Here is a 20,156-nt window from a genome sequence, read left to right as displayed (position 1 = left end):
CAGGGCAGTATAAAACACCTGAATAGAAAGCAAGTTTAGTGTACTATTGGGTAGATTCTGCCTCTACCTTAGTACAACATCTCATTAATTCGTAGCGAATTTTCTGCGTGCCTCTGCGTGCCTCTGCGTTAAAATTCCAACCCTCAATTCGCCACAATTTTACGCAAAGCTTTACTCAGTTAGAGAAAATCTACCAAAATCAGTAGGATTTTTTGAACCAAGAATACCCTGACTTTTAGCTCTGTAAACTAAAAGCAACATTTGTTATTTTTGAATGTGGTGCTGAGTATGCCATTTTTACCCCAGAAGGAATTTTAATATGCATCGTCGTTGGCTCTTATCTGCTTTAGCACTTTTGATCAGTATAGTTTTAGCTGCTTGCACGACTGCAACCACTCAGCAGCCAGAAATAAAAGTCACAAACCCTACTGAGACGACAAACACAAATTCTCAGCAATTACCAAAAGGATCAGCAAAAAGAGTTGTTGCTCTTTCTTCTCTTGCTGCTGACATTATCTCTCGACTTGATCAAACAAAAATTGTCGGAATCACTGGTAGCAGATTATTTAAGAATGACTCCAGATTCCAGGATATTCCCCGTGTTAGTGAAGGTCAAAGTCCGCCAAATTTAGAAAAAGTGGTAGCACTCAAACCAGATTTAGTTATTGGTGCAGAAGGTTTTTCTAACATCCCAATTCAAAAACTTCAGCAGCTAGGAATTCCGACCTTTCTCACTAAGGTGAATAACTGGGAATCTCTAGAAGAACTTACTAAAACACTTGCTAAATCAATTGACGCTGATTCTCAGCCTTTGTTAAATCGTTATAAAACTTTCTTGCCAGAAAAGCCAACTCAGGGTTTTTCTACTCTAGCGCTGGTGAGTCGTCAACCAATTTTAGCGCCGAATAAAAATAGTTGGGCAGGGGATTTGCTGGCGAAATTCCAGGCGAAAAATATAGCAGCAGATTTACAAGGAAAAAGTCCAATTGGTGGCTATGTGACACTTTCGGCTGAGAAGGTTTTAGAAGCAAATCCAGAGGTGATAATTTTGGTTAATCCTCCACAAGGGAATTCGGAAGTAGCGCTTTTAGATTCGCTAAAAAAGGAAGCTTTTTGGCAGCAACTGCAAGCAACTAAAAATAACCGAGTTTATGTGTTTGATTATTTTGGTCTGGTGAATCCAGGTAGTATAGATGCAATTCAAAAGGCTTGTCAGCAGCTTAAACAAGCGTTGTTTGCACCACAGGGGACTTAAGTCAATAAATGTAATTTAAAATTTCGTTTTCACCTTCTAAGTAAGTGGACGTGAATAATTAAAGCTTACTTCTTATATATATTGGGGAACTGTGATTGCAGTTGAGCCAACTTCGGCAAGTCATTTACCATCACGTAAGGGTAATTCGGATTGCGGTCAATAAAGTTTTGATGGTACTCTTGGGCTTGATAAAAACTCTTTAAGGGAAGTAGTTGAGTCACTATCTGCTTATGAAAGATGTGTGCTTTGTTTAGTTGATTAATATAATCAAGCGCGACCCGCTTCTGCTCGTCATTAGCAAAAAAAATGACTGAACGATATTGCTTCCCTGAGTCGGGGCCTTGTCGATTCAACTGTGTTGGGTCATGTGCCACCAGAAAGTAAATTTTCAAAAGCTGCTCATATGATATTTGTGATGGATCATAGGTGATTTTTACTGACTCAGCATGACCAGTCAATCCAGAACTGACAAGTTCTTAGTCTGCGGTTGCTGCACTGCCACCAGAAAAGCCAGAAACAACATCAGAAACACCTTTGAGATGCTCAAAAACCGCTTCCATTACCCAGAAGCATCCTCCTGCGAGAACTGCCGTCTGTTTTCCCTTAGCTGTAGAAGTTGAGATATCGGTAGCGGGATTAAAAAGTATTGCATAGGACGCACTACGCATTATTACAACAGATGTCAGCGAAATGATGCACAAGCAGAGTAATAAGTATCGGGAGAGACTAAAACTGCGAATTGACATAAGACTTTAAAGCCCTCCATTTATTGAATAGCAAACCGACTACTACTAACTCCGAATGATTAAAATATAAAGTCCATACCAAAACAAGTTCAGCGACAAGAGCCACATAGCAGCAAAATATCAAGGTCTATAATTTTATGGAGTTTCATCGGTGATTCTTTACTAATGTTGTCATCACTATAGGATTCATTTCTGAAAGCAAGATTAAAAAAATATTAGAAGTTGCCTGAGAGGATGCTGAGAATTTTCGGACTTTTATCGCTGCTGATGGAAATGCTTGCTGGGGTTGAGATTAATACTTTTTGGTTAAGGAAAGTTATCTGTTTAGGCAAGCTGTTCTTGAGCGGCAGCCTCCCAGGATGGGTTAAGAGCCTCCAGGCTCTTAACTAGTTAAGCCAATACATTTACAGCGTTTTTCAGGTAAATGAGGTACACAGATAAGGGCACAACAATGTTGTGCCCTTACAATAATTTGTACGTGTATGTATGGGGTTCTCCCCCTGCCCCTTTTCCTCATCGATGGCTGTGCTTTTAATCTTTTGCAGAACTAATTGGTTTTTGAGCAAAGGGGATATTTTTTTTACCTTCAGGAGAAGTACCTCCAAGGCTGCGGAAATACAGTCCTCCAATGGTGAGTAAAAAGGTCACATATCCCACTGCTTGGACAAGATAGAGATTGTCTCTGTAACCAAATAAAGATTTGAGGATAATGCCAGGAAACTGTTCGTCAGGCAAGATTGTGGAAGTATTTGAAACCATTGGCCCCAAAATACAGGAGTGGACTTTAGTAAAGCGTTCGTAATAGAAACAAAGGTTTTCTGTGGCACGACTGCTAAGGGCAAGGTTAGCCACAGCCTCGTCAAAATGTTTCAAGGCTGAAACCACCAATCCAGCCACAATCAACACTAATAAAACGCCCATTACCTGGAAAAACTGGCGGATGTTAATGTTGACACCCCATTTAAATAGCAGCACCCCAATGGCAGATGCCCCTACCAAACCACCAATAGCACCCAACGCTGGCATTAATCCTTGTTGAAAATTAGCAGCAACGAACAAAACAGTTTCAAAGCCCTCGCGGACAACGGCAATTAAAATTAAGGTAAAAACGCCCCAACCAGCATTTGAGTTTTGTGTCAGCGCTTCTGTTACCGCTCCTTCAACTGTAGCTTTCATGAATCTGGCTTGTTTAGTCATCCAGATTAGCATCCAACTGAGCATTGCGATCGCTAACACACTAAACACACCTTCTAGCGCTGGCTCAACTACGGTGGTGTATTGAGGATTCGCCGCTCCCAGTACTTGAATTACCCAACTGAATAGCACTCCTATTAAGGCACTGACAACAATGCCAACGCCGACACCAGCATATACCCAAGAGTTGAGTCGGGATTGTTTAGCTTTTTTTAGTAAAGCTAGCACAATGCCAACAACAAGGGCAGCTTCCACTCCTTCTCGAAGTGTTATTACAAAAGTAGGTAGAGCAGTACTAAAATTCATCTTTTATCCTTTGTCTTTTGTCCCTGTAATCCTTCTCTTAAGCAAGCTACGCGCAGCGTCTCCCTTAGGAGAAGTTCTTATGACCGGAAGCCAAAAATTGAAAAATCCAGAGCGGAGGAAATCTCCGCTCTGGATTTTCGCTCCGTTCAGACTTTTATCTTTGTCATTAATCCCTAGCCAATAATTAATGACTAATGACTATTGACCAAAATCGCGTAGCATCTTTTTCAGTTCGAGATTATGCATCTCTTCTTGCCCAATCATGCCGCGAGCGAATTCTTCAAGATAAATGCTGGCATTGGTGACAGTTTCGAGCAGATCTTTATACAGATCCAATGCCTTTTTTTCATGAGACAAGCTTTCTGCCAAGATATCCTTGACTTTATGCTGGTAGGTTTCTTCCATTGGGGCGATTTTCAGGGAGGGATGCCCATCTAAACCGGTGAGAATTTCTCCCACTTGTTCGGCATGAAGTAAAGACTCACTTGCCTGTGCTTTGAAAAAAGCCACAATTGGAATACGGTTAGGACCAGTCACCATCAAAGAATAATGTGTATAGCGCACTACCCCTGCTAGTTCAAATTCCATGATGGCGTTCAGCAGGTCAATGGTCTTTTTCTGGTCAAGTTCTTGCATCAGTTCTTAGTTCAAGTAACGAATGGAATGTAATGAGTTAGGAGTTGGAAGTTATGAGTTAGGAGTTGGAAGTTAGGAGTTGGAAGTTAGGAATTGGAAGTTAGGAGTTAGCAGATCGGGATTCTTAACTCATAACTCATAATTCATAACTCCTAACTCCTAACTCCTAACTCCTAACTCCTAATTCATAACTCCTAACTCCTAACTATTTCCTCATTTTAAACTCCTTACCCTATGCTTCCCATTAAATGAAAGTGTTATTGCTATGCTTGGGTATTGGATTTGTCAACCACTTTTTGAGAGTTTTCCTCAATGGTTTTCACCAGCTTGGTAACATCATTAGGATTTTTGACTGCTTTTGCTGGTGGGATGGCGGCGGGCCAAACTTTTATTAGTTCAGCGAAACTACTGTCGATCGCTTTGTGTGCTTCGGGATCGGCTTGAGCTACTTGACTAGAAATTCCTTTGTATAAATCATTGGCGTAAACGACAAAACCACGAGAGTCTTGATACTCAATTGGTGCGGTTATTTTACCATCTGCGATCGCAGCGCCATATTCGGAGTTAGCTGAATCTAGCAATTCGTTAATTATCTGGAGCACAAATCCTGGTTTTGAGCGTTGATCTGCTGGCAAAGCTGCGATCGCGGAATCAACTGCTTGCATTGAAGAGGCAAAATTAGTTTTAACTTTGCTATCCTTCGGACTAGATTTCACCAAATCTTGCAAACTCACCAATGTTGTCTTAAATTCTTTGACTTTGCGCTCATTAAGTTGATCTTCTACATCAACGTAAATCTCCTCAACTGGATGTCCAATATGAGGTTCTGCCTGTTTCGGCTGATTTTGATCCAGTAGTTCTTGTGCTACCAAAAGATGCCCTTTCATTAAGCCTAATTTAGACATGTAGTCAACATCTTTTGCCTCACCGGTGAGTACCACTTCCTGAACACCAACCTGGTCTTTAATTTGGTTGAACTGTTCTTGAGTAATTACTTTTTTAGTAACTAAATCTTCTGGGCTGCCATAAGGACGATTTGCCTGAATTTTGTTGGATAAAGCCGGGACACCTAGCTTCGCTTCAAACTTATCCAATTCTGACAAGATAGCACTGTTAATGTTAATTTTTTCTTTGCCACCGTGACCACTATGACTGTTCTCACTTACTGCCTCTGTAGCTTGAGGGCTAGTAACTGGTGCTGATGGATTTTCTGCGGTTGGTGTACTGCTACATGAACTCAAGGTAACTATTAAGGCTGCTGCTGCTGTTAAACAGATATAACGAAATTTTATCATCTTTGCTCCTCGCACAACTAAAAAAGGTATTAATTGAAACATTTCAAACTATTACTAGAAAGTAGTTTGTTTGACACATTGTCATAGATTTTACTGTCGCATATAATGAGATTTTTTATCAACTATTTCCCTAAAACTTTAATAAATTAATTACGAATTACTAATAATATTGTCAAGAATTTTTAACAGGATTTTTAGAGTTGCTCTCAGCAAGTACTTCAAATTGACCCATGCAACCGTTTTCTGCGATCGCATCCTGATGGGGATGGAACATATACTTACCTGGGTAACGAAAAGCAAATTCTAAGATGTGCCTTTCTGCTACACCCATCGTAATTACATCACTTTTCTCGCTAGGAGTCATACTCATGCCATAGCGATAAACATCAAAGAAATTGGCGTGGAGATGAAACGTCACTGCCGGATCGTATTCAATAATGTTCAGAACATACAGCCGAATCAACTGATCTTTGTAAATGCGAATCGGATGATGCATGTAATAGTGGGGCTGACCGTTGAAGGCGTAATAGTCATTATGGCTATCATCATTCACGTCATATCCACCCATCACTAGTACAATCTCATCAGCTGGCGGACGGGGAGTAGGTGGATCGATGATAAACATTCCGTACAGCCCCTTAGCGATGTGACGGGTGACGGGTTGAATATGGCAGTGGTATAAGTGAACACCATAGGGTTCAGCATCAAATTCATAAATTGTGGCACTACCATTTCTGATTGGGCGAATACCATCCATTTCTGCCGGATGAACGCCATGAAAATGCAAAGAGTGAGAATGTCCCGCATTGTTAAGAAATAGTACCCGGATGCGATCGCCCTGTTTTGCCCGTAGCGTTGGCCCAGGTATGCGACCGTTTAAATCCCAGATGTTGTAAGAGACAGCACTATTGAGCTTTATTATGGAAGTACCCGCAGTTAACTGAAATTCCCGGATAGTCCGCCCATTTTCTTGCTTTACCGTCCCATAATCAAAATCTCTTAACATCTTCATCGGATTAGTAACATCGTCTGGTGCTTCTATATCGAGTGGTGGCACTTTGACCATTGACTGATTTTGTAGATTTAGCATCTGCCAAAGTGCAGCTGCACCAGTCACTCCAGCACCTGCTAGGCCCAGCTTCAGTAATTGACGGCGGCTCCACGGTTTTTCGTTACCTAGAGCGAAGTTGTTGGGCATGACATTTAGTTACGGTTAGCGCCAAAAAAGAATTGCAAATCTTTTGCAATTGCTTTTAAATATTAGAGGAATTAATAATTATTGTCAATAATTTTATAGTAGTTCAAAACTGCTACTAAAATTATTCGATTTAGATCGAGCTAGAATCTGTCTTGAAAATAGGGAGTAGGGTATTTCTTTTTCGTTCTTGGTTGTGGGATTTTACCGTGATTATCTGTCTTGCAAAACTCTAGGCAATTTTTCTCAGTTAATGGTATTTTTACTTAAATCAAAAGTATAAATAAATTAAATAAATAGTTTTTTGTATCTATTCCTGATCTGACTAATGCTTTAACATTAATCGGATTAGAAATAATGCATATCATAGTATTTAGGAACTAAATGCCGGCAATAAATTATTGGTAAGGTGTAAGATATTTAATTAGCTTAGAGATAAAAATATATCGCATTTCAAGAAATTTTCGATACCTATAGGAATTCGGTTTGATTTTTGAAAAGACACGTAGGGTGTGTTAGCGATAGCGTAACGCACTTAAGCCTTGAGAATGGTGCGTTACGAACTTCGTTCTAACACACCCTACAATACCTAATTTTTTTGTTCAGAAATCAAATATACCAAATAAGATACCTATAAAGAAAGCTAAGATAGCACTTTTCTTGCCATTCACGGGGGGCAGTGAATCCACATGGTGAAAAAAAGAACGCAATAGTTGGCTTTCAAATGTACTTTTTGGAATCATGATACTTTACCAAAATTAAGAATACAGTTTAGATTTTAATCTGAAAGCGATCATTCTTTGGAATACTTTTGCTCCTAATTGCCCATCACAAAATCCTATAGAAGATATTTGGTTACAAGCAAAAACCTGGGTTAGATGTTTTTGCGCTTTAATTCCAACATTCTCTCATTTAAAGTGGATGTTTGAGTGGTTTATCCGAAACACTACCTTTGATTTTCTGTCTCTCCAGATGTACGGAGTTTTTTCAGAAATCAAATACTAGTCGTATATAGGGTTTGTAATTTCTCTAGCAGCAGTTCACCGTCGCTTTTAGCAACATACTGTTTTGTCTGATGATTACTTCCACAGATTGTGCAGACGAATATAATGTGTTGATGATTCATAAATAAATTGCAGGGTTCAATTTCTGATGCTGTGTCTATAAAAATCCATATCGAACACTCAATGGTATCCGACATGGATTTTAGGCAATCAGCCTGTCTGGTCATTGGGTGAACAAACTAAGGGCAAATGAATTTACAACCGAATGACACAGCAATAGGGCTGGTTGACATTGACTTCTTGCATAAATCAAAAATTAAGAACCCCACCCCGCATTTGAGTAAAGCAAACGCTCCCCTCCCGAAGAGCGGGGAGGGGGTGGGGTGTTAGGGACTTTTGCAAGAGGTCTATTGACTTACGAAACACTACGCTTCCAAGTCAAGTCGGTACGCGGAGTCTGCCGCTTTCGCAGCCACAGTCCCAGCAGCAAACCAATTACCACAATTCCGGTAAAGTAAGTCAGCGAAATCAATCGGACAGACATCGGCGGAGCGACACCTTTGACTGGAATATTCTCTGCAACTTGGAATGGTTGAAATTGCTCTTTTGCGTTTGCAAGCGGCGCAACCTCGACAACAATGCTATGCGGGGCACCATCAAAGAACTCCTGCTCCCACGCCAATTTTCCGTTGCTGTCTGGAGTACCCTCATAAGCAAACGCCACCCAATTATTTTCGAGTTGGGTGGTTGTTACCTTCAACACCACATCTGTCACGGGTTGGCTAGTTTTGGGATCACTGACGCTAACCTGCAACTTGGCAGGTTGACCCACCGTTGCACTCTGATCACCCGATAGTTGCATATAAAGTCCTTGAGACTGCAATTTAGCGGGCTTACTAGAGGGCGGAACTTCTTCTTCCATACCTGGCATCGACATCGACATATGTGATTCGGCAAGTTCAGCGCTGATGTTGACCCAGAGGAGTGCAGCTATGGCTAGCACAATCAATCCACTCAACAATAATCGCACCTGTTGCGGAGCAATTTCTCCCGGTTGAATCGGTTGTCTACCCCCAATCACCCAACCTCCTAGTAGCCCAACTGCCAGCAAAATCACAACCAGGATGCCAAAGTAGCGGAACTTTAAGGGATTTTCAGGCAGCGTCAGCGTCAGCTTTTGCTGAATCGGCTCAAACGCATTGGCAACGAGCGGAGTAACTGCTACCAGGAGTTGATACGTTCCCCGGATCGGCAGGGTTTGTTGAACTTGCAACTGACCTGTTGGTGCATTGCCCTCAATGTCCAGCAACTTTGTTCCCTCGACGATCGGAAAATCTGTTGTGAACCAGGGGTTTTTAGGACGGGTGAACAATTGCAAGTGGATTTTGGCATTCTTTAAAGATTGCCCTTGAGCATCGAAAGCTTGCAGCATCAGCTGCACTGGCGGATTGTAGTGCCCAGATCCCAACACTGTGGTGGCTTCAGCTTCAAGGGGTCGAACCTGATTAATCGGTGGATTGGTTGTTAGCCGCACCGATGGTTGAGGGGATTGGGAAAGTCCGATCCAACCATATAGGATAATTCCGATCATGCAAATCGCACCGATTAGCTTAGACCACTTAAGTTTTGTCATTTGATTTCTTCACTCCTGCTAATCATTGACTCAATCAACTAATGGCAACTCACCATCAGTGTGTGGTGACGCAGAGTATGAGTCGTATCATGAATAGCGGGGTATGTAGTGAAATAAATTGTCCACAGAGTCAAAGAACATAGTCCAATATAGAGCGCTGATTGTACAGGCACTGATAGCACTTGACGGGTGACTTGTTGCTGGATCGAAATAGAAGATTGAACTGTCATTTTGTACCTCGCAGATAAAACGATATTAATGATTGATTCGGTAGGCATTCTGACTTCTATAGTTAGCAGTGAACAGTAAATCACTGAAAACAGATGAATAAGACTCTGTATGAGCCGTACTAGCATACTGAGCCAGCTGTTTCGGTTTCATTCATGAAGATTACCTATATTAACATCAATGTAAGGTTTAGTAAAACCTATCTAAATGACAGGGGCATTGCAATCTTATGTCGTAAGTGTGACTAGTTTTGTCGCTTGCTACTCACGGATGGTGCGAGAGTTACCCTTACCTTTTTGGCTAATTCATTAGTTTTAGTTATATTAAATTTCTCAATAATTTATCGAAAAAATGTATCTTAGAATACGGTTTTGTGGATAATAATTGGGTTTACAGCTATCGATCACAGAGCAATACCTTCTCTACCAGACGCTACGCATAGCTTGCTTCCCCGTAGGGGTACGGTGAGTTTCTCTACGAGACGCTACGCGTTCGCTAACGCAGAACTTTTCGGTCTACTGAAATTAATTATGCGAGGTAAAAAATAAGTACTTCGTCTCATATTTCACAATTGCAGAAAACTGCAAGTATTACTACAGGTGAAGGATACCGGCATTGGTATGGCGCTTGGGTTGCTAATACAACATCGATGAACACCACAAACAAGGGCAAATTAGTAAGATCAGAGCTTTACTAAGGATTCCCGCTAATACAAAGATGTCTATTAATAAATCAAAATAGTTGTGGCAAAACCACACTATTTTTTTTGTTAATGGGTTATATAAACTATAAAACTGAGAAATTAAGAAAGTAATGCTGACAAAAATTGCTGTTGAAAAAATTCTTGACCGTGCCTTGATGGGATACGACTTATCTCTCGAAGAAGGAGTGGTATTGTTAGAACAAACTGACCCGGAGGCGATCGCTGCAATACGTGTTACATCCGACACACTCCGCCACACTCAAGCCGGGGATACGGTTACATACGTAATTAATCGTAATATCAACTTTACTAATATTTGTGAGCAGCACTGTAGTTTTTGTGCTTTCCGTCGAGATGATGGTGATGCTGGTGCATACTGGTTAGATTCGGCGCAAATTTTGGAAAAAGCGACAGATGCGGTGCGCCGGGGTGCGACGGAAATTTGTATGCAGGGCGGATTAAATCCACAAGCGCAGATAAATGGTAAATCTTTGCCCTACTATCTCAAGGTAGTGGAAACCATCAAACAAGAATTTCCCCAGATACATCTCCATGCTTTCTCTCCCCAGGAAGTGGAATTTATCGCCAGACTTGACGAACTTAAGTATGCTGATGTGATTATTGCTTTGCGCGATGCTGGTGTTGCCTCAATGCCAGGAACAGCAGCTGAAGTGTTAGACGATGAAGTTAGGCGAATACTGTGTCCAGAGAAGATTGACACAGCCACTTGGCTAGAAATTGTCAGCACCGCTCACAAATTAGGCTTGCATACTACTAGCACCATGTTATCTGGGCATATTGAAACCCACGAGCAGCAAATTGGACATTTAGAAAAATTGCGATCGCTCCAAAAAACCGCCATCAATCAGGGATATCCAGCAAAGATCACAGAGTTTATTTTGTTACCCTTCGTTGGACAAGAAGCGCCGAAATCCTTACGTCGTCGTGTCGGACGCGATCAACCAATTTTAACCGATGCACTGCTGCTAGGGGCTGTGGCGCGGATTTACTTAGGTAATTGGATTCCTAACCATCAGCAGAGTTGGGTAAAACTGGGGCTTGCTGGTGCAACGGAAGCCTTAGTTTGGGGTTGCAACGATATCGGCGGCACATTAATGGAAGAACATATTACCACAATGGCAGGTGCTTTGGGCGGTACGTGTATGGAAGTGGAAACCTTGCAAGCTGCGATCGCTTCTTTAGGAAGACCTTACCAACAACGGGATACTCTTTATCAAAAAGTTAGGAGTTAAGAGTAGATTAGCCATGCACTCCATAAATACAGCTAAAAGAGAGCTTTTTTATTGGGTAACTGTTTTGTTTACGTTTGCCTTGGGCACTGCAACAGGAGACCTCTTAGCAGAGTCTTTGGGACTGGGTTATGCACAATCGGCACTGATATTTGGCGCTTCAATTGCAATTATAGCGATCGGTTATTTTTACTTCCGCATGAATGCAGTTTTGGCATTCTGGTTAGCTTACATCTTAACTCGTCCGCTGGGAGCATCTATGGGTGATTTACTATCCCAATCTGCTACAAATGGAGGTTTCGGTTTTGGTACGGTCGGAACCAGTATGCTTTTTCTCTCCATAATCGTAAGCCTGGTTATTTACTTAAGCCTTAAGCAGAAGAAGCCAGCCTTACTGCCGATTGACCGATAAAACTGATTAGCGATTGATCGCCTTCTCAACTTGAGCATTTCTCTGTTTGTGACCTAGCAATTTGGTGGTAATTTGCGATGCCTGCCTGCGGCAAGCGTTTGCGAACAGCGTGTTGCAGCAACAGTCAGCATTCTCTACGATGACTTACTATTTTTATTGTGAAAAAGAAATGAACAAAGTTGCAAAAGTCACAATTTTCTTCTGGATCATGAAGATCATCGCCACGACGCTTGGCGAAACGGCGGGTGACTTTATCTCAATGTCTCTTGGACTGGGGTATTACGTAGCCTTTGCCGTAACGTTCACCATTCTGGCTATTCTCCTGTTTTTTCAAATTCAATCCGACAGATATCGTCCTGCCCTTTATTGGGCGGCCATCATCGCTACAACCACAGCTGGAACCGAAGTTTCAGACTTGATGGATCGATCTCTTGGGCTGGGCTACGCAGTGGGATCGCTTATTCTGGTAGCCGGTCTTCTGAGCGTTCTTAGCATCTGGTACTACCGCGATCGGGATCTGAGTGTTTATCCGATCATCAGGAAAGATGCAGAAACCACTTATTGGCTGGCTGTCGTGTTCTCCAACAGTTTGGGAACGGCCTTTGGTGACTTTCTGACAAGCAACTTGGGACTAAGCTATATCCAGGGCGCATTTGTGACAGCCAGCGTCATTGGTATTGTCATCGCCCTTCACTACTTAACAAAGTTGAGTGATATCTTTCTATTCTGGCTCGCGTTCATCTTCACACGTCCCTTCGGAGCCACCTTCGGAGATTTTCTGACCAAACCAGTCAAAAGTGGCGGTCTATCACTGCCAAGGGAATATGCTTCCGCGATCGCCTTTATCCTGCTGGCGGTTGTCCTATTCTTTTCCGTGCGAAAGGAGAAAAAAGTACGTTACCCAATTGAGTGATGCGTTTAAGCATCTCGATTTTGGTACTATCGGCTCATCTATAGTTCTTGTGTGAATACTTGGAGTTTGTATCCTGTTCACAACTCTAAAGCAGAGAAGACTAATCGTGGTTACGCCTTCTAACGATGAATGAAATTAAAGTATGCTCCGACAAATTTCTAATTTCTGGTTGCGTCATATACATCCTCGTTTAGCTCCCTTAATTGCCACAATTGGTATTGTTGGACTTGCTAGTTGTCTGCTCATCCTTTTTGTTTTAGCAAAACTGGCTGAAGAGGTTTTGGAGCGAGAAGCTTTTGCATTTGATACTACTTTTCTGTTATGGCTACATCAGTTCGCCAATCCAAATTTAGATAATTTAATCCTATTTATTACAAATCTTGGTAATCCTAATACAGTGATTGTAGTTGCAGGCGTTACTGTCTTGTTGCTTTGGTGGCGACGTTACCGAGAACAAGCAAAAGTTTTTGTAATTGCTTGCTTGGGAGCGTTAATTTTAAATACAGGACTAAAGTTGTTTTTTTCTAAACCTCGCCCTGAACTGTGGCATCAGTTGATTTCTGAAAAATCTTTTAGTTTTCCTAGTGGTCATGCACTAGGTTCTATGGTGCTTTATGGTTTTATTGCTTACGAGTTGGCAACTCACTATCCTCATTTTGCCAAAGTTATTTATAGTTTGACAGTTATTTTAATTGCTGCTATTGGTATCAGCCGCTTATATTTAGGAGTCCACTGGCCTACAGACATAATTGCAGGTTATGGAGTCGGTTTTTTGTGGCTGATGATATGTATTACGATGCTTAAATTGCAAAAATTGAGGTAGGGAAAGTTAGATAACTCTAACTCACAAGCTCTTGGCAAAGCCTCTCCAAGAGTTGACATTGCGATGATAATTGTCCAATCAGATTTTTTAATCCCCTGATTTTTTGCCCAAGATGCTTGTAATTGAGCGTCTTTTAGTGAATGAGACAGCCCAGCCCACTCTCTACTCCCCACTTAAATGATCCCCAAGATACCAATTCAAGATACGATGGACATTGATTTACGTATTCTTCTACTTAATGCATATGAAGCGCTATTGGTCGCGTTTGCTTGCGCTGGTTTTGGTTGTAGCTATCGGCTTAATGGGCTGTTCTGGCAGTCCAGATAGTTTGAGTGGGGATTATCGCCAAGACACCTTAGCTGTGGTCAATATTATGAGACAAGCTCTGGATTTATCACAAGATTCACCAGACAAAACAGCAGTTCAAGCAGAAACACGTCAAAAAATTAATGACTTTTCATCTCGCTATCAGCGGGTTAACTCTGTTTCTGGTCTTGCCTCCTTTACAACCATGCGAACAGCCCTCAACTCCCTAGCTGGACACTACAGTTCTTACCCAAATCGTCCTGTACCCGAAAAACTCAAAAATCGTTTAGATAAGGAGTTACAGCAGGTTGAAGTAGCGCTGAAGCGTGGCGGTTAACTCTTGCCCAGGCGAAGGTCATGAGACTGTTGGCGAATTGATAGGGGGTCTAACCCCTCAGCCTCAATCCATCTTAATTTTTTGAATTTTCAGTGCGTTTCAACGCACTTTAGCTATTAGCCGGCAATTTATTGCAGGGCGGGAAAGCATCGCCAAACCAAGGTTTTAGTGGTGAGGGGTCTAACAAAAGAGTAGATTGACCAACAGTCTCATGAAATTCGCGGCCACATGAGACTTTACCTACCTCCGTGGGTTTCAAATTCCTGGAGTCTGCGTAGGCGGTGAGTCCAGCGCTGCGGGAGGGTTTCCAACGCCAGTCGCTCATGGGGGAAACCCCCAAGACCGCGCTGGCTCCTCCGCAGGCGACTGGCGAACCCAAAGGGACTTCGTTTGTGTAGCCGCGATTTCTAATCGCTTACTTCGTCTCCATCCAATTTTCACCAACACGCGCATCCACCAGTAACGGTACACTCAACTGGACTGCGTTTTCCATCACCGACTTAATTTGCGGTTGTAATTCTTCCCATTCCTGTGGGGGGATTTCAAACACTAATTCATCGTGAACTTGCAACAACAAACGCGCTTGATAATTCTTCAAAATCTCATGCAATCTTACCATTGCAATTTTGATAATATCAGCGTTTGAACCTTGAATTGGTGCATTAGCAGCAGAGCGTAATAAACCCGCATCATAAGCACCCAAATTCTTCAATTTACTCAGATCAATATCTTCTGGGTTACTACCTTTTAATTTGCGTAAACTATTATGAGTAAAGTCAAAGTAACGACGGCGACCGAGAATAGTTTCTACATAACCAAGAGCGATCGCTTCTTTTTTCACTCGCTCCAAATATGCAAATACTTGAGGATATCTTTCATTAAATCGCTTAATGAACTCGTTGGCAATAGTCTTATCTATCCCAGTTGAGCGCGAAAACCTTAGAGAACCCATTCCATAAATCACGCCAAAATTGATAGTTTTTGCCATCCCTCGTTCTTCTGATGTTATATTTTCTTTTTCAAATACTAACCGCGCGGTAACAGTGTGAACATCTTCATTTTGCTGATATGCTTGCACTAATATCGGCTCTTGACTCAAATGAGCCAAAATTCGCAATTCAATTTGTGAATAATCAGCAGCCACCATTAACCAACCAGCTTCTGGCAAAAACGCCTTCCGAATTTGACGACTAAAAGCTGTACGAATGGGGATATTTTGCAAATTCGGATTAGAAGAAGATAACCTACCAGTTGATGTCGCTGCTTGATTAAAATCGGTATGCACTCGTTGCGTATCTGGACGCACCAATGCAGGTAATGCATCAACATAAGTAGACTTTAATTTCGATAGGGTGCGATACTCAATGATCGCCTCAACAAATCCAGTGTTATCATCTTCTTGGAGTCTTTCCAGAGTTGCTGCGTCTGTAGAGTAGCCCGTTTGAATTTTCCGAGAATGTTTAGTGCTTAATCCCAACTTTTCAAACAAGATTTGGCTCATTTGCTTCGGAGAACCCAAGTTAAAATTTTCTCCAGCTATTTCAGTTGCTTCCTCTTTTAACCTGGCTAACTCAGTTTCTAAATGCTGCGAAAGTTCTTGTAAATAAGCTGAATTAATGCGGACACCTGTGTATTCCATTTGGGCTAAAACTGCTTCTAGCGGCTGTTCAACTTCCACTAATAGCTTAGATAAAGCTGGAAAATTATCCAGTTTCTCACGCAATTTCGCTACTAAACCAAAAGTAGAATAAGCATCCATACCGCAGTAATCTGCTACGACGGTAATATCTATATCAGCGATGGTTTTACCTTTAGGAACTAAATCTAAATAACTTTTAGCCGTCAATCCCAAATAGTGCTGCGCCAAATCCATCAAATTATGTTTAAAATCTGGATTTAGAATATAACTTGCCAGCATAGTATCAAACACTACTCCCGCCAAATTAATTCCTTGACACCTTAGAACTAAGCGGTCAAATTTGGCATTTTGTAGAGCTTTGGGATAATCGGCACTTTCGAGAATTGGGCGTAATGCTTCTAGCGCCAAATCTTTATGCAAATTTTCCCCAGTTTTGTGCCCCACAGGAATATAGGCTACCTCATCTGGTTTCGTTCCCCAACAGCAACCAATTCCTACTAACTCAGCATCTCTTGGTTCTAAATCAGTGGTTTCAGTATCCCAAGCAACGGGAGTATCTGGATTAGTGAATGTTTGCAAAAGTTTCACTAACTCAGTTAGTTTTGCTTTGGTGTTGATGATGCGTGGTGTAATCGGGGAAGTAGATTGTTGTGGAACTGCTGCTGTATCACTAGCACTGAAAAACCACAAATCATTATCTTCATCATCCTTCAATTCTGAGTTAGTAGAGTTGGGATTAATTGTGTCAGTTTTGGCTTCTTGTTTTTCTGCAACTTTGCCACCAAAACGTTGCTGGAGGTCGTTGATTTTGCCTAAAAAAGACTTGAATTCTAACTTTTCTAAAATTGGTGATAAGACGTTTGTATCAAACCCTTTTAATTTGCAATCTTCTAAATTAAATTCTATTGGAACATCTAAAACTATGGTTGCTAAATAGCGAGACTTATCAGCGTCTTCTTTACCACTTGCGAGTTTTTTCTGAGTTGCGCCTTTAATTTCATCTAACGCAGCATAAATATGATCAAGAGAACCATAGGTATTTAGCAGATCCACTGCTGTCTTTTCACCGATTCCTTTGACTCCAGGAATATTATCTGATTTATCACCACAAAGAGCTTTGAAATCAACAATTTGTGAAGGTAAAACGCCCATTTTTTCTTTGACTTGTTCTGCTTCAAATTCTGTGATGCTATTTGTAGAGCGTTTTAGGGCATCTGGACTAAAATTCAGAACAGTGATTTCTTTGTCAGAGTCGATCAGTTGAAATAAATCGCGATCGCCCGTGAGAATCTTCACCCTATACCCAGAAGCAGTTACTCGTTGTGCTAAGGTTCCCAAAATATCATCTGCCTCGAAACCAGGGGCAGTGAAAAATGGTAGATTGAAGCCATTCAGCAACTCATGGAGGTTTGCTAAGTCGGGAATGAAGTCTTCTGGCGTTTCTGGGCGATCGGCTTTATAAGTCTCGTCAGCTTCGTGCCGAAAAGTTGCCTCACCCAAATCAAAAGCGATCGCCATTGCTTGGGGCTGTTGTGTTGCCATTACCTCTAGCAGGCACTTCACAAAACCAAAACATATACTGGTCGGAATCCCCGTTTTGGTACGCAGTCCTCCATCTCGCCCTTTGGCGAAAGCAAAGTATGAACGATAAGCGAGTGAGTGTCCATCTACGAGGATGAACGTGGGGCGTGTTGCGGTTGCAGAAGTGAAAGTTTCAGACATAGCCCTATTTTAGCCAGAAGCTTCGTTACATAGTTAACGAGAACGCTATTCCCAATCCAAAATCTCAAATCTAAAATCCAAAATGGTATAACCTCTTACTGGAACTTCAAATCTAGGAAATTATGCAGAAAGCATCTGCCACACATTTGGCATCTACTGATCATCAGGCTGCTGCAAAAGACATTAAACTATTAGTTTTGGATATAGATGGCACGATCGCCGGAGAGTCTAACACCGTCAGTACAGGTGTAAAGCAAGCTATTATTGCAGCCCAAGCACGAGGAATTCAAGTGGCGATCGCTACAGGTCGAATGTATCGTTCCGCCTTGCGCTTTCACCAAGAAATCGGCTCTACTTTACCATTAATGGCCTATCAAGGAGCCTGGATTCAAGACCCAATCACCCAAAAAATTCATCGCCATTGGGCTGTTTCTAGGGAAATTGCCCACCAGCTAATCGACTATTTTGAACAGCCGGAGTTGCGATCGCTTCTATCTGTCCACTTTTACATCAATGATCAGCTATATGTCCGTGAGTTAACCAGAGAAACCCAAATTTATGCAGAACGTTCTGGTGTTATCGCCATTCCTGTGGGTGATTTGCGCCAAGCTTTAACAACTGAACCGACAAAAATTCTCGCTTTGTGTGATGACACTGATGTGATCGACAATCTATTGGGAAATTTGCGCCGCCAATACACACCTGCTGAACTTTATATGACAACATCTGTTGCTACCTTTTTTGAAGCAACTAACGCCTCTGTGAATAAGGGAACTGCTGTGCGTTACCTAGCCGAAGAATTTCTGGGATTACAGATAGCTAACGTTATGGCGATTGGCGATAACTTCAATGATCTCGAAATGCTGGAGTATGTTGGACTTAGTGTAGCTATGGGTAACGCACCAGTTGAAGTGCAAGCGATCGCGCAGTGGGTAGCTCCTAGTGTAGAGGAAGATGGAGCAGCAGTAGCAATTGAAAAGTTTTTGCTGTAATGAGGGCACTTATTCAAACCTAACCCATAAAAATCAGAAAGGACACCGACGACTGGCCGTGTTTCGTCTCGGTGCCCTAGCTGGTTCGCTCCTCACACACCTGCTAATGTAGCCGAGGTGATGCATTCAGTCAATAGCTGTGATAAAAATTTTTATTTTCTGGTTAAGTGACAGAATTTCATAGCGAATTAAAATTGGCTAACCTCTGCGCTTCTCTCAGCGTCCCTCTGCATTTAAAAAAGCTACGAATCTCGGAAATGCTGTACTAAACAACATTACCATCTATCCGGTAAGCGTAAAGCTCAGTCACGAAAAGTGCTGAGATACAAGCGACTCGTGCGGTTTTAACCGCATTGAATCTTTCCTGACTGGGAACTTTTTATACCAACTATGCTAGTATAAAATAGGAGGTTGAAACTATGCTTGTATTTGAGTTTAAAGCTTATGGGAAGTCAGCGCAATTAACGGCAATAGATGATGCAAAACGGAGCAGCAAATGCGGTCAATCCACAATATAGTGGCCAGGAATGCTCTAGCTGTGGCGAAATTGTAAAGAAAACTCTATCAACTCGAACGCACGTTTGTAAGTGTGGTTGTCTCATGGATAGGGATGAAAACGCAGCTAGAAATATCCTTAGTCGAGGATTGGGTACTGTGGGACACACAGGAACCTTTGCACTAGATGCAAGCAACGCTTTAGGAGATGAAACCTCTACTCTAGTTGGTGCAAACCTGCTTGAGCAAGTTATGTCTTAAATTGAAGAATCTCAGTGTCTTTAGACCTGAGAGTGTCAATGACTTATAACTCCAAGGGCGCAAAAATCCCCAAATTTTCCTCTAGCACATATTTTAATACTGACTGAGTAGCCATGAGCAATCCAAGTCTGGCTTGAGCTATCTCTGGTGAGGTAATTTTCACCTCACCCCAAATCCGGCAATTAGACCAGAACTTTTCAAAAGCTTGGCTTAAATTCAGCGCGACTTTATCCCATTTCACAGAACCGCTAACATCAGGGCACTCTATGTTGTCTATGACTTGTACTAACTCGGCAATTAGACGACGCTCATCTGGGTGATTTAGTCGCAATGTTCCATCACTGTTGAGCCAAGGTATGGGGTTGGGGGCAATAACACTCCAAAATGCTGGACTACTATTTGGAACTGGTTCTCTAAGTTTAATCAATCCCTCTCGGTGAGCCAGAAGCACTAGCGAACAGCAGCGTGCATGAGCATATTGAACAGCAAACAGTGAATTGGGCATTGGGCATTGGGCATTGGGCATGGGACATTGGGCATCAATTGTCCCCTCATCTCCCCTTGCTCCCCCTGCCCCCTGCTCCCTGCCCCCTGCTTCCCCTGAACTTCCGACTGCCACACTTTGTAACCAAGTCGCTAATGTCGAGTGAGTCAATTCAAAATATATCCAACCAGGGGGAACTATTTGGATGCTAAAAACGCCACCACAGATCCCTGATATATCTGAGGCGATCGCACTAGCAAACTCCATAGCTTTTCGATTCTGAGATTTTGAAAGTCGCAGGGCTACACCTGAGATATACAAAACTTT

At 42.0% G+C, this 20,156-nt stretch carries 17 protein-coding genes and 3 pseudogenes; 9 read left to right on the top strand and 11 right to left on the bottom strand.

The features are described from left to right. Window positions 1–319 precede the first annotated feature (319 nt). Window positions 320–1,255 carry an ABC transporter substrate-binding protein gene (locus V7K36_RS15710; protein ID WP_335117183.1) on the top strand — a complete coding sequence of 312 codons (936 nt, stop codon included), beginning with the start codon at window positions 320–322 and terminating at the stop codon, window positions 1,253–1,255. A 65-nt stretch (window positions 1,256–1,320) separates the two neighbouring features. On the opposite strand, the pseudogene msrA reads toward V7K36_RS15710, so the two are convergent. The 5 genes and pseudogenes from msrA to V7K36_RS15685 all read right to left on the bottom strand — a co-directional run bounded on the left by msrA (window position 1,321) and on the right by V7K36_RS15685 (window position 6,630). Next, window positions 1,321–1,923: pseudogene (gene msrA / locus V7K36_RS15705) on the bottom strand (peptide-methionine (S)-S-oxide reductase MsrA). Between the two features lie 609 nt (window positions 1,924–2,532). After that, the gene (locus V7K36_RS15700) at window positions 2,533–3,501 is read right to left on the bottom strand and encodes an FTR1 family iron permease (protein WP_335117181.1); all 969 of its coding nucleotides are present in this window, start codon (window positions 3,499–3,501) and stop codon (window positions 2,533–2,535) included. A gap of 198 nt (window positions 3,502–3,699) precedes the next feature. After that, on the bottom strand, window positions 3,700–4,137 hold the full coding sequence (locus tag V7K36_RS15695) for a ferritin-like domain-containing protein (protein WP_298914352.1): 438 nt from the start codon (window positions 4,135–4,137) through the stop codon (window positions 3,700–3,702). 263 nt (window positions 4,138–4,400) lie between these two features. Then, a complete protein-coding gene (locus tag V7K36_RS15690) occupies window positions 4,401–5,432 on the bottom strand; it encodes a helix-hairpin-helix domain-containing protein (RefSeq protein ID WP_335117179.1) in 1,032 nt (343 codons plus the stop codon). Between the two features lie 172 nt (window positions 5,433–5,604). Further along, the gene (locus V7K36_RS15685) at window positions 5,605–6,630 is read right to left on the bottom strand and encodes a multicopper oxidase domain-containing protein (RefSeq protein WP_335117177.1); all 1,026 of its coding nucleotides are present in this window, start codon (window positions 6,628–6,630) and stop codon (window positions 5,605–5,607) included. An 807-nt stretch (window positions 6,631–7,437) separates the two neighbouring features. On the opposite strand from V7K36_RS15685, the pseudogene V7K36_RS15680 reads away from it, so the two are divergent. After that, window positions 7,438–7,632: pseudogene (locus V7K36_RS15680) on the top strand (IS630 family transposase); the annotation flags it as partial. Window positions 7,633–8,046: 414 nt separating this feature from the next. Here V7K36_RS15680 and V7K36_RS15675 read toward each other — a convergent pair. Genes V7K36_RS15675 through V7K36_RS15665 form a run of 3 tightly spaced genes read right to left on the bottom strand, consistent with a single transcriptional unit; the run spans window position 8,047 to window position 9,645 of the window. Continuing rightward, window positions 8,047–9,264 carry a hypothetical protein gene (locus V7K36_RS15675; protein ID WP_335117175.1) on the bottom strand — a complete coding sequence of 406 codons (1,218 nt, stop codon included), beginning with the start codon at window positions 9,262–9,264 and terminating at the stop codon, window positions 8,047–8,049. Between the two features lie 38 nt (window positions 9,265–9,302). Continuing rightward, on the bottom strand, window positions 9,303–9,494 hold the full coding sequence (locus V7K36_RS15670) for a CbtB-domain containing protein (RefSeq protein ID WP_335117173.1): 192 nt from the start codon (window positions 9,492–9,494) through the stop codon (window positions 9,303–9,305). 25 nt (window positions 9,495–9,519) lie between these two features. Beyond that, window positions 9,520–9,645: a hypothetical protein gene (locus V7K36_RS15665; protein ID WP_335117171.1), complete on the bottom strand. Its 126-nt coding sequence runs from the start codon at window positions 9,643–9,645 to the stop codon at window positions 9,520–9,522. Between the two features lie 660 nt (window positions 9,646–10,305). Between V7K36_RS15665 and cofH the strand changes: the two genes are divergently transcribed. The 5 genes from cofH to psb27 all read left to right on the top strand — a co-directional run bounded on the left by cofH (window position 10,306) and on the right by psb27 (window position 14,236). Continuing rightward, complete coding sequence (cofH, locus tag V7K36_RS15660; RefSeq protein ID WP_335117169.1) at window positions 10,306–11,448, top strand: 7,8-didemethyl-8-hydroxy-5-deazariboflavin synthase subunit CofH; 1,143 nt, start codon at window positions 10,306–10,308, stop codon at window positions 11,446–11,448. 13 nt (window positions 11,449–11,461) lie between these two features. Further along, entirely contained in the window at window positions 11,462–11,857 is a 396-nt protein-coding gene (locus V7K36_RS15655; protein ID WP_335117167.1) for a hypothetical protein, read from the top strand. 139 nt (window positions 11,858–11,996) lie between these two features. Continuing rightward, window positions 11,997–12,770, top strand: a complete 774-nt coding sequence (locus tag V7K36_RS15650; protein WP_335117165.1) for a COG4705 family protein — start codon at window positions 11,997–11,999, stop codon at window positions 12,768–12,770. A gap of 142 nt (window positions 12,771–12,912) precedes the next feature. After that, entirely contained in the window at window positions 12,913–13,593 is a 681-nt protein-coding gene (locus V7K36_RS15645) for a phosphatase PAP2 family protein (RefSeq protein ID WP_335117163.1), read from the top strand. Between the two features lie 238 nt (window positions 13,594–13,831). Beyond that, window positions 13,832–14,236: a photosystem II protein Psb27 gene (gene psb27 / locus V7K36_RS15640; RefSeq protein WP_335117160.1), complete on the top strand. Its 405-nt coding sequence runs from the start codon at window positions 13,832–13,834 to the stop codon at window positions 14,234–14,236. A gap of 109 nt (window positions 14,237–14,345) precedes the next feature. Here psb27 and V7K36_RS15635 read toward each other — a convergent pair whose 3' ends face one another. Together V7K36_RS15635 and polA are read right to left on the bottom strand one after the other, a co-directional pair. Then, a complete protein-coding gene (locus tag V7K36_RS15635) occupies window positions 14,346–14,561 on the bottom strand; it encodes a hypothetical protein (protein WP_335117158.1) in 216 nt (71 codons plus the stop codon). Window positions 14,562–14,651: 90 nt separating this feature from the next. Beyond that, window positions 14,652–17,597 carry a DNA polymerase I gene (gene polA / locus V7K36_RS15630; protein ID WP_335117156.1) on the bottom strand — a complete coding sequence of 982 codons (2,946 nt, stop codon included), beginning with the start codon at window positions 17,595–17,597 and terminating at the stop codon, window positions 14,652–14,654. Between the two features lie 122 nt (window positions 17,598–17,719). Here polA and V7K36_RS15625 point away from each other — a divergent pair, with 122 nt between their 5' ends. Both V7K36_RS15625 and V7K36_RS15620 read left to right on the top strand, forming a co-directional pair. Then, a complete protein-coding gene (locus V7K36_RS15625; protein ID WP_335117154.1) occupies window positions 17,720–18,589 on the top strand; it encodes a Cof-type HAD-IIB family hydrolase in 870 nt (289 codons plus the stop codon). A gap of 498 nt (window positions 18,590–19,087) precedes the next feature. Beyond that, window positions 19,088–19,345 (top strand): annotated as a pseudogene (locus V7K36_RS15620) (zinc ribbon domain-containing protein); the annotation flags it as partial. Between the two features lie 43 nt (window positions 19,346–19,388). On the opposite strand, the gene V7K36_RS15615 reads toward V7K36_RS15620, so the two are convergent. Then, window positions 19,389–20,096 (bottom strand): DALR anticodon-binding domain-containing protein, encoded by a 708-nt coding sequence (locus V7K36_RS15615; protein WP_335117151.1) that lies wholly within the window; start codon window positions 20,094–20,096, stop codon window positions 19,389–19,391. Window positions 20,097–20,156: the final 60 nt, after the last annotated feature.

Origin of the sequence: Nostoc sp. (assembly GCF_036919555.1) — a bacterium.
Taxonomy (GTDB): Bacteria; Cyanobacteriota; Cyanobacteriia; order Cyanobacteriales; family Nostocaceae; genus Nostoc.
The sequence above is the reverse complement of the archived record's forward strand: the minus strand, read 5'-3'. Positions and strand labels throughout refer to the sequence as shown.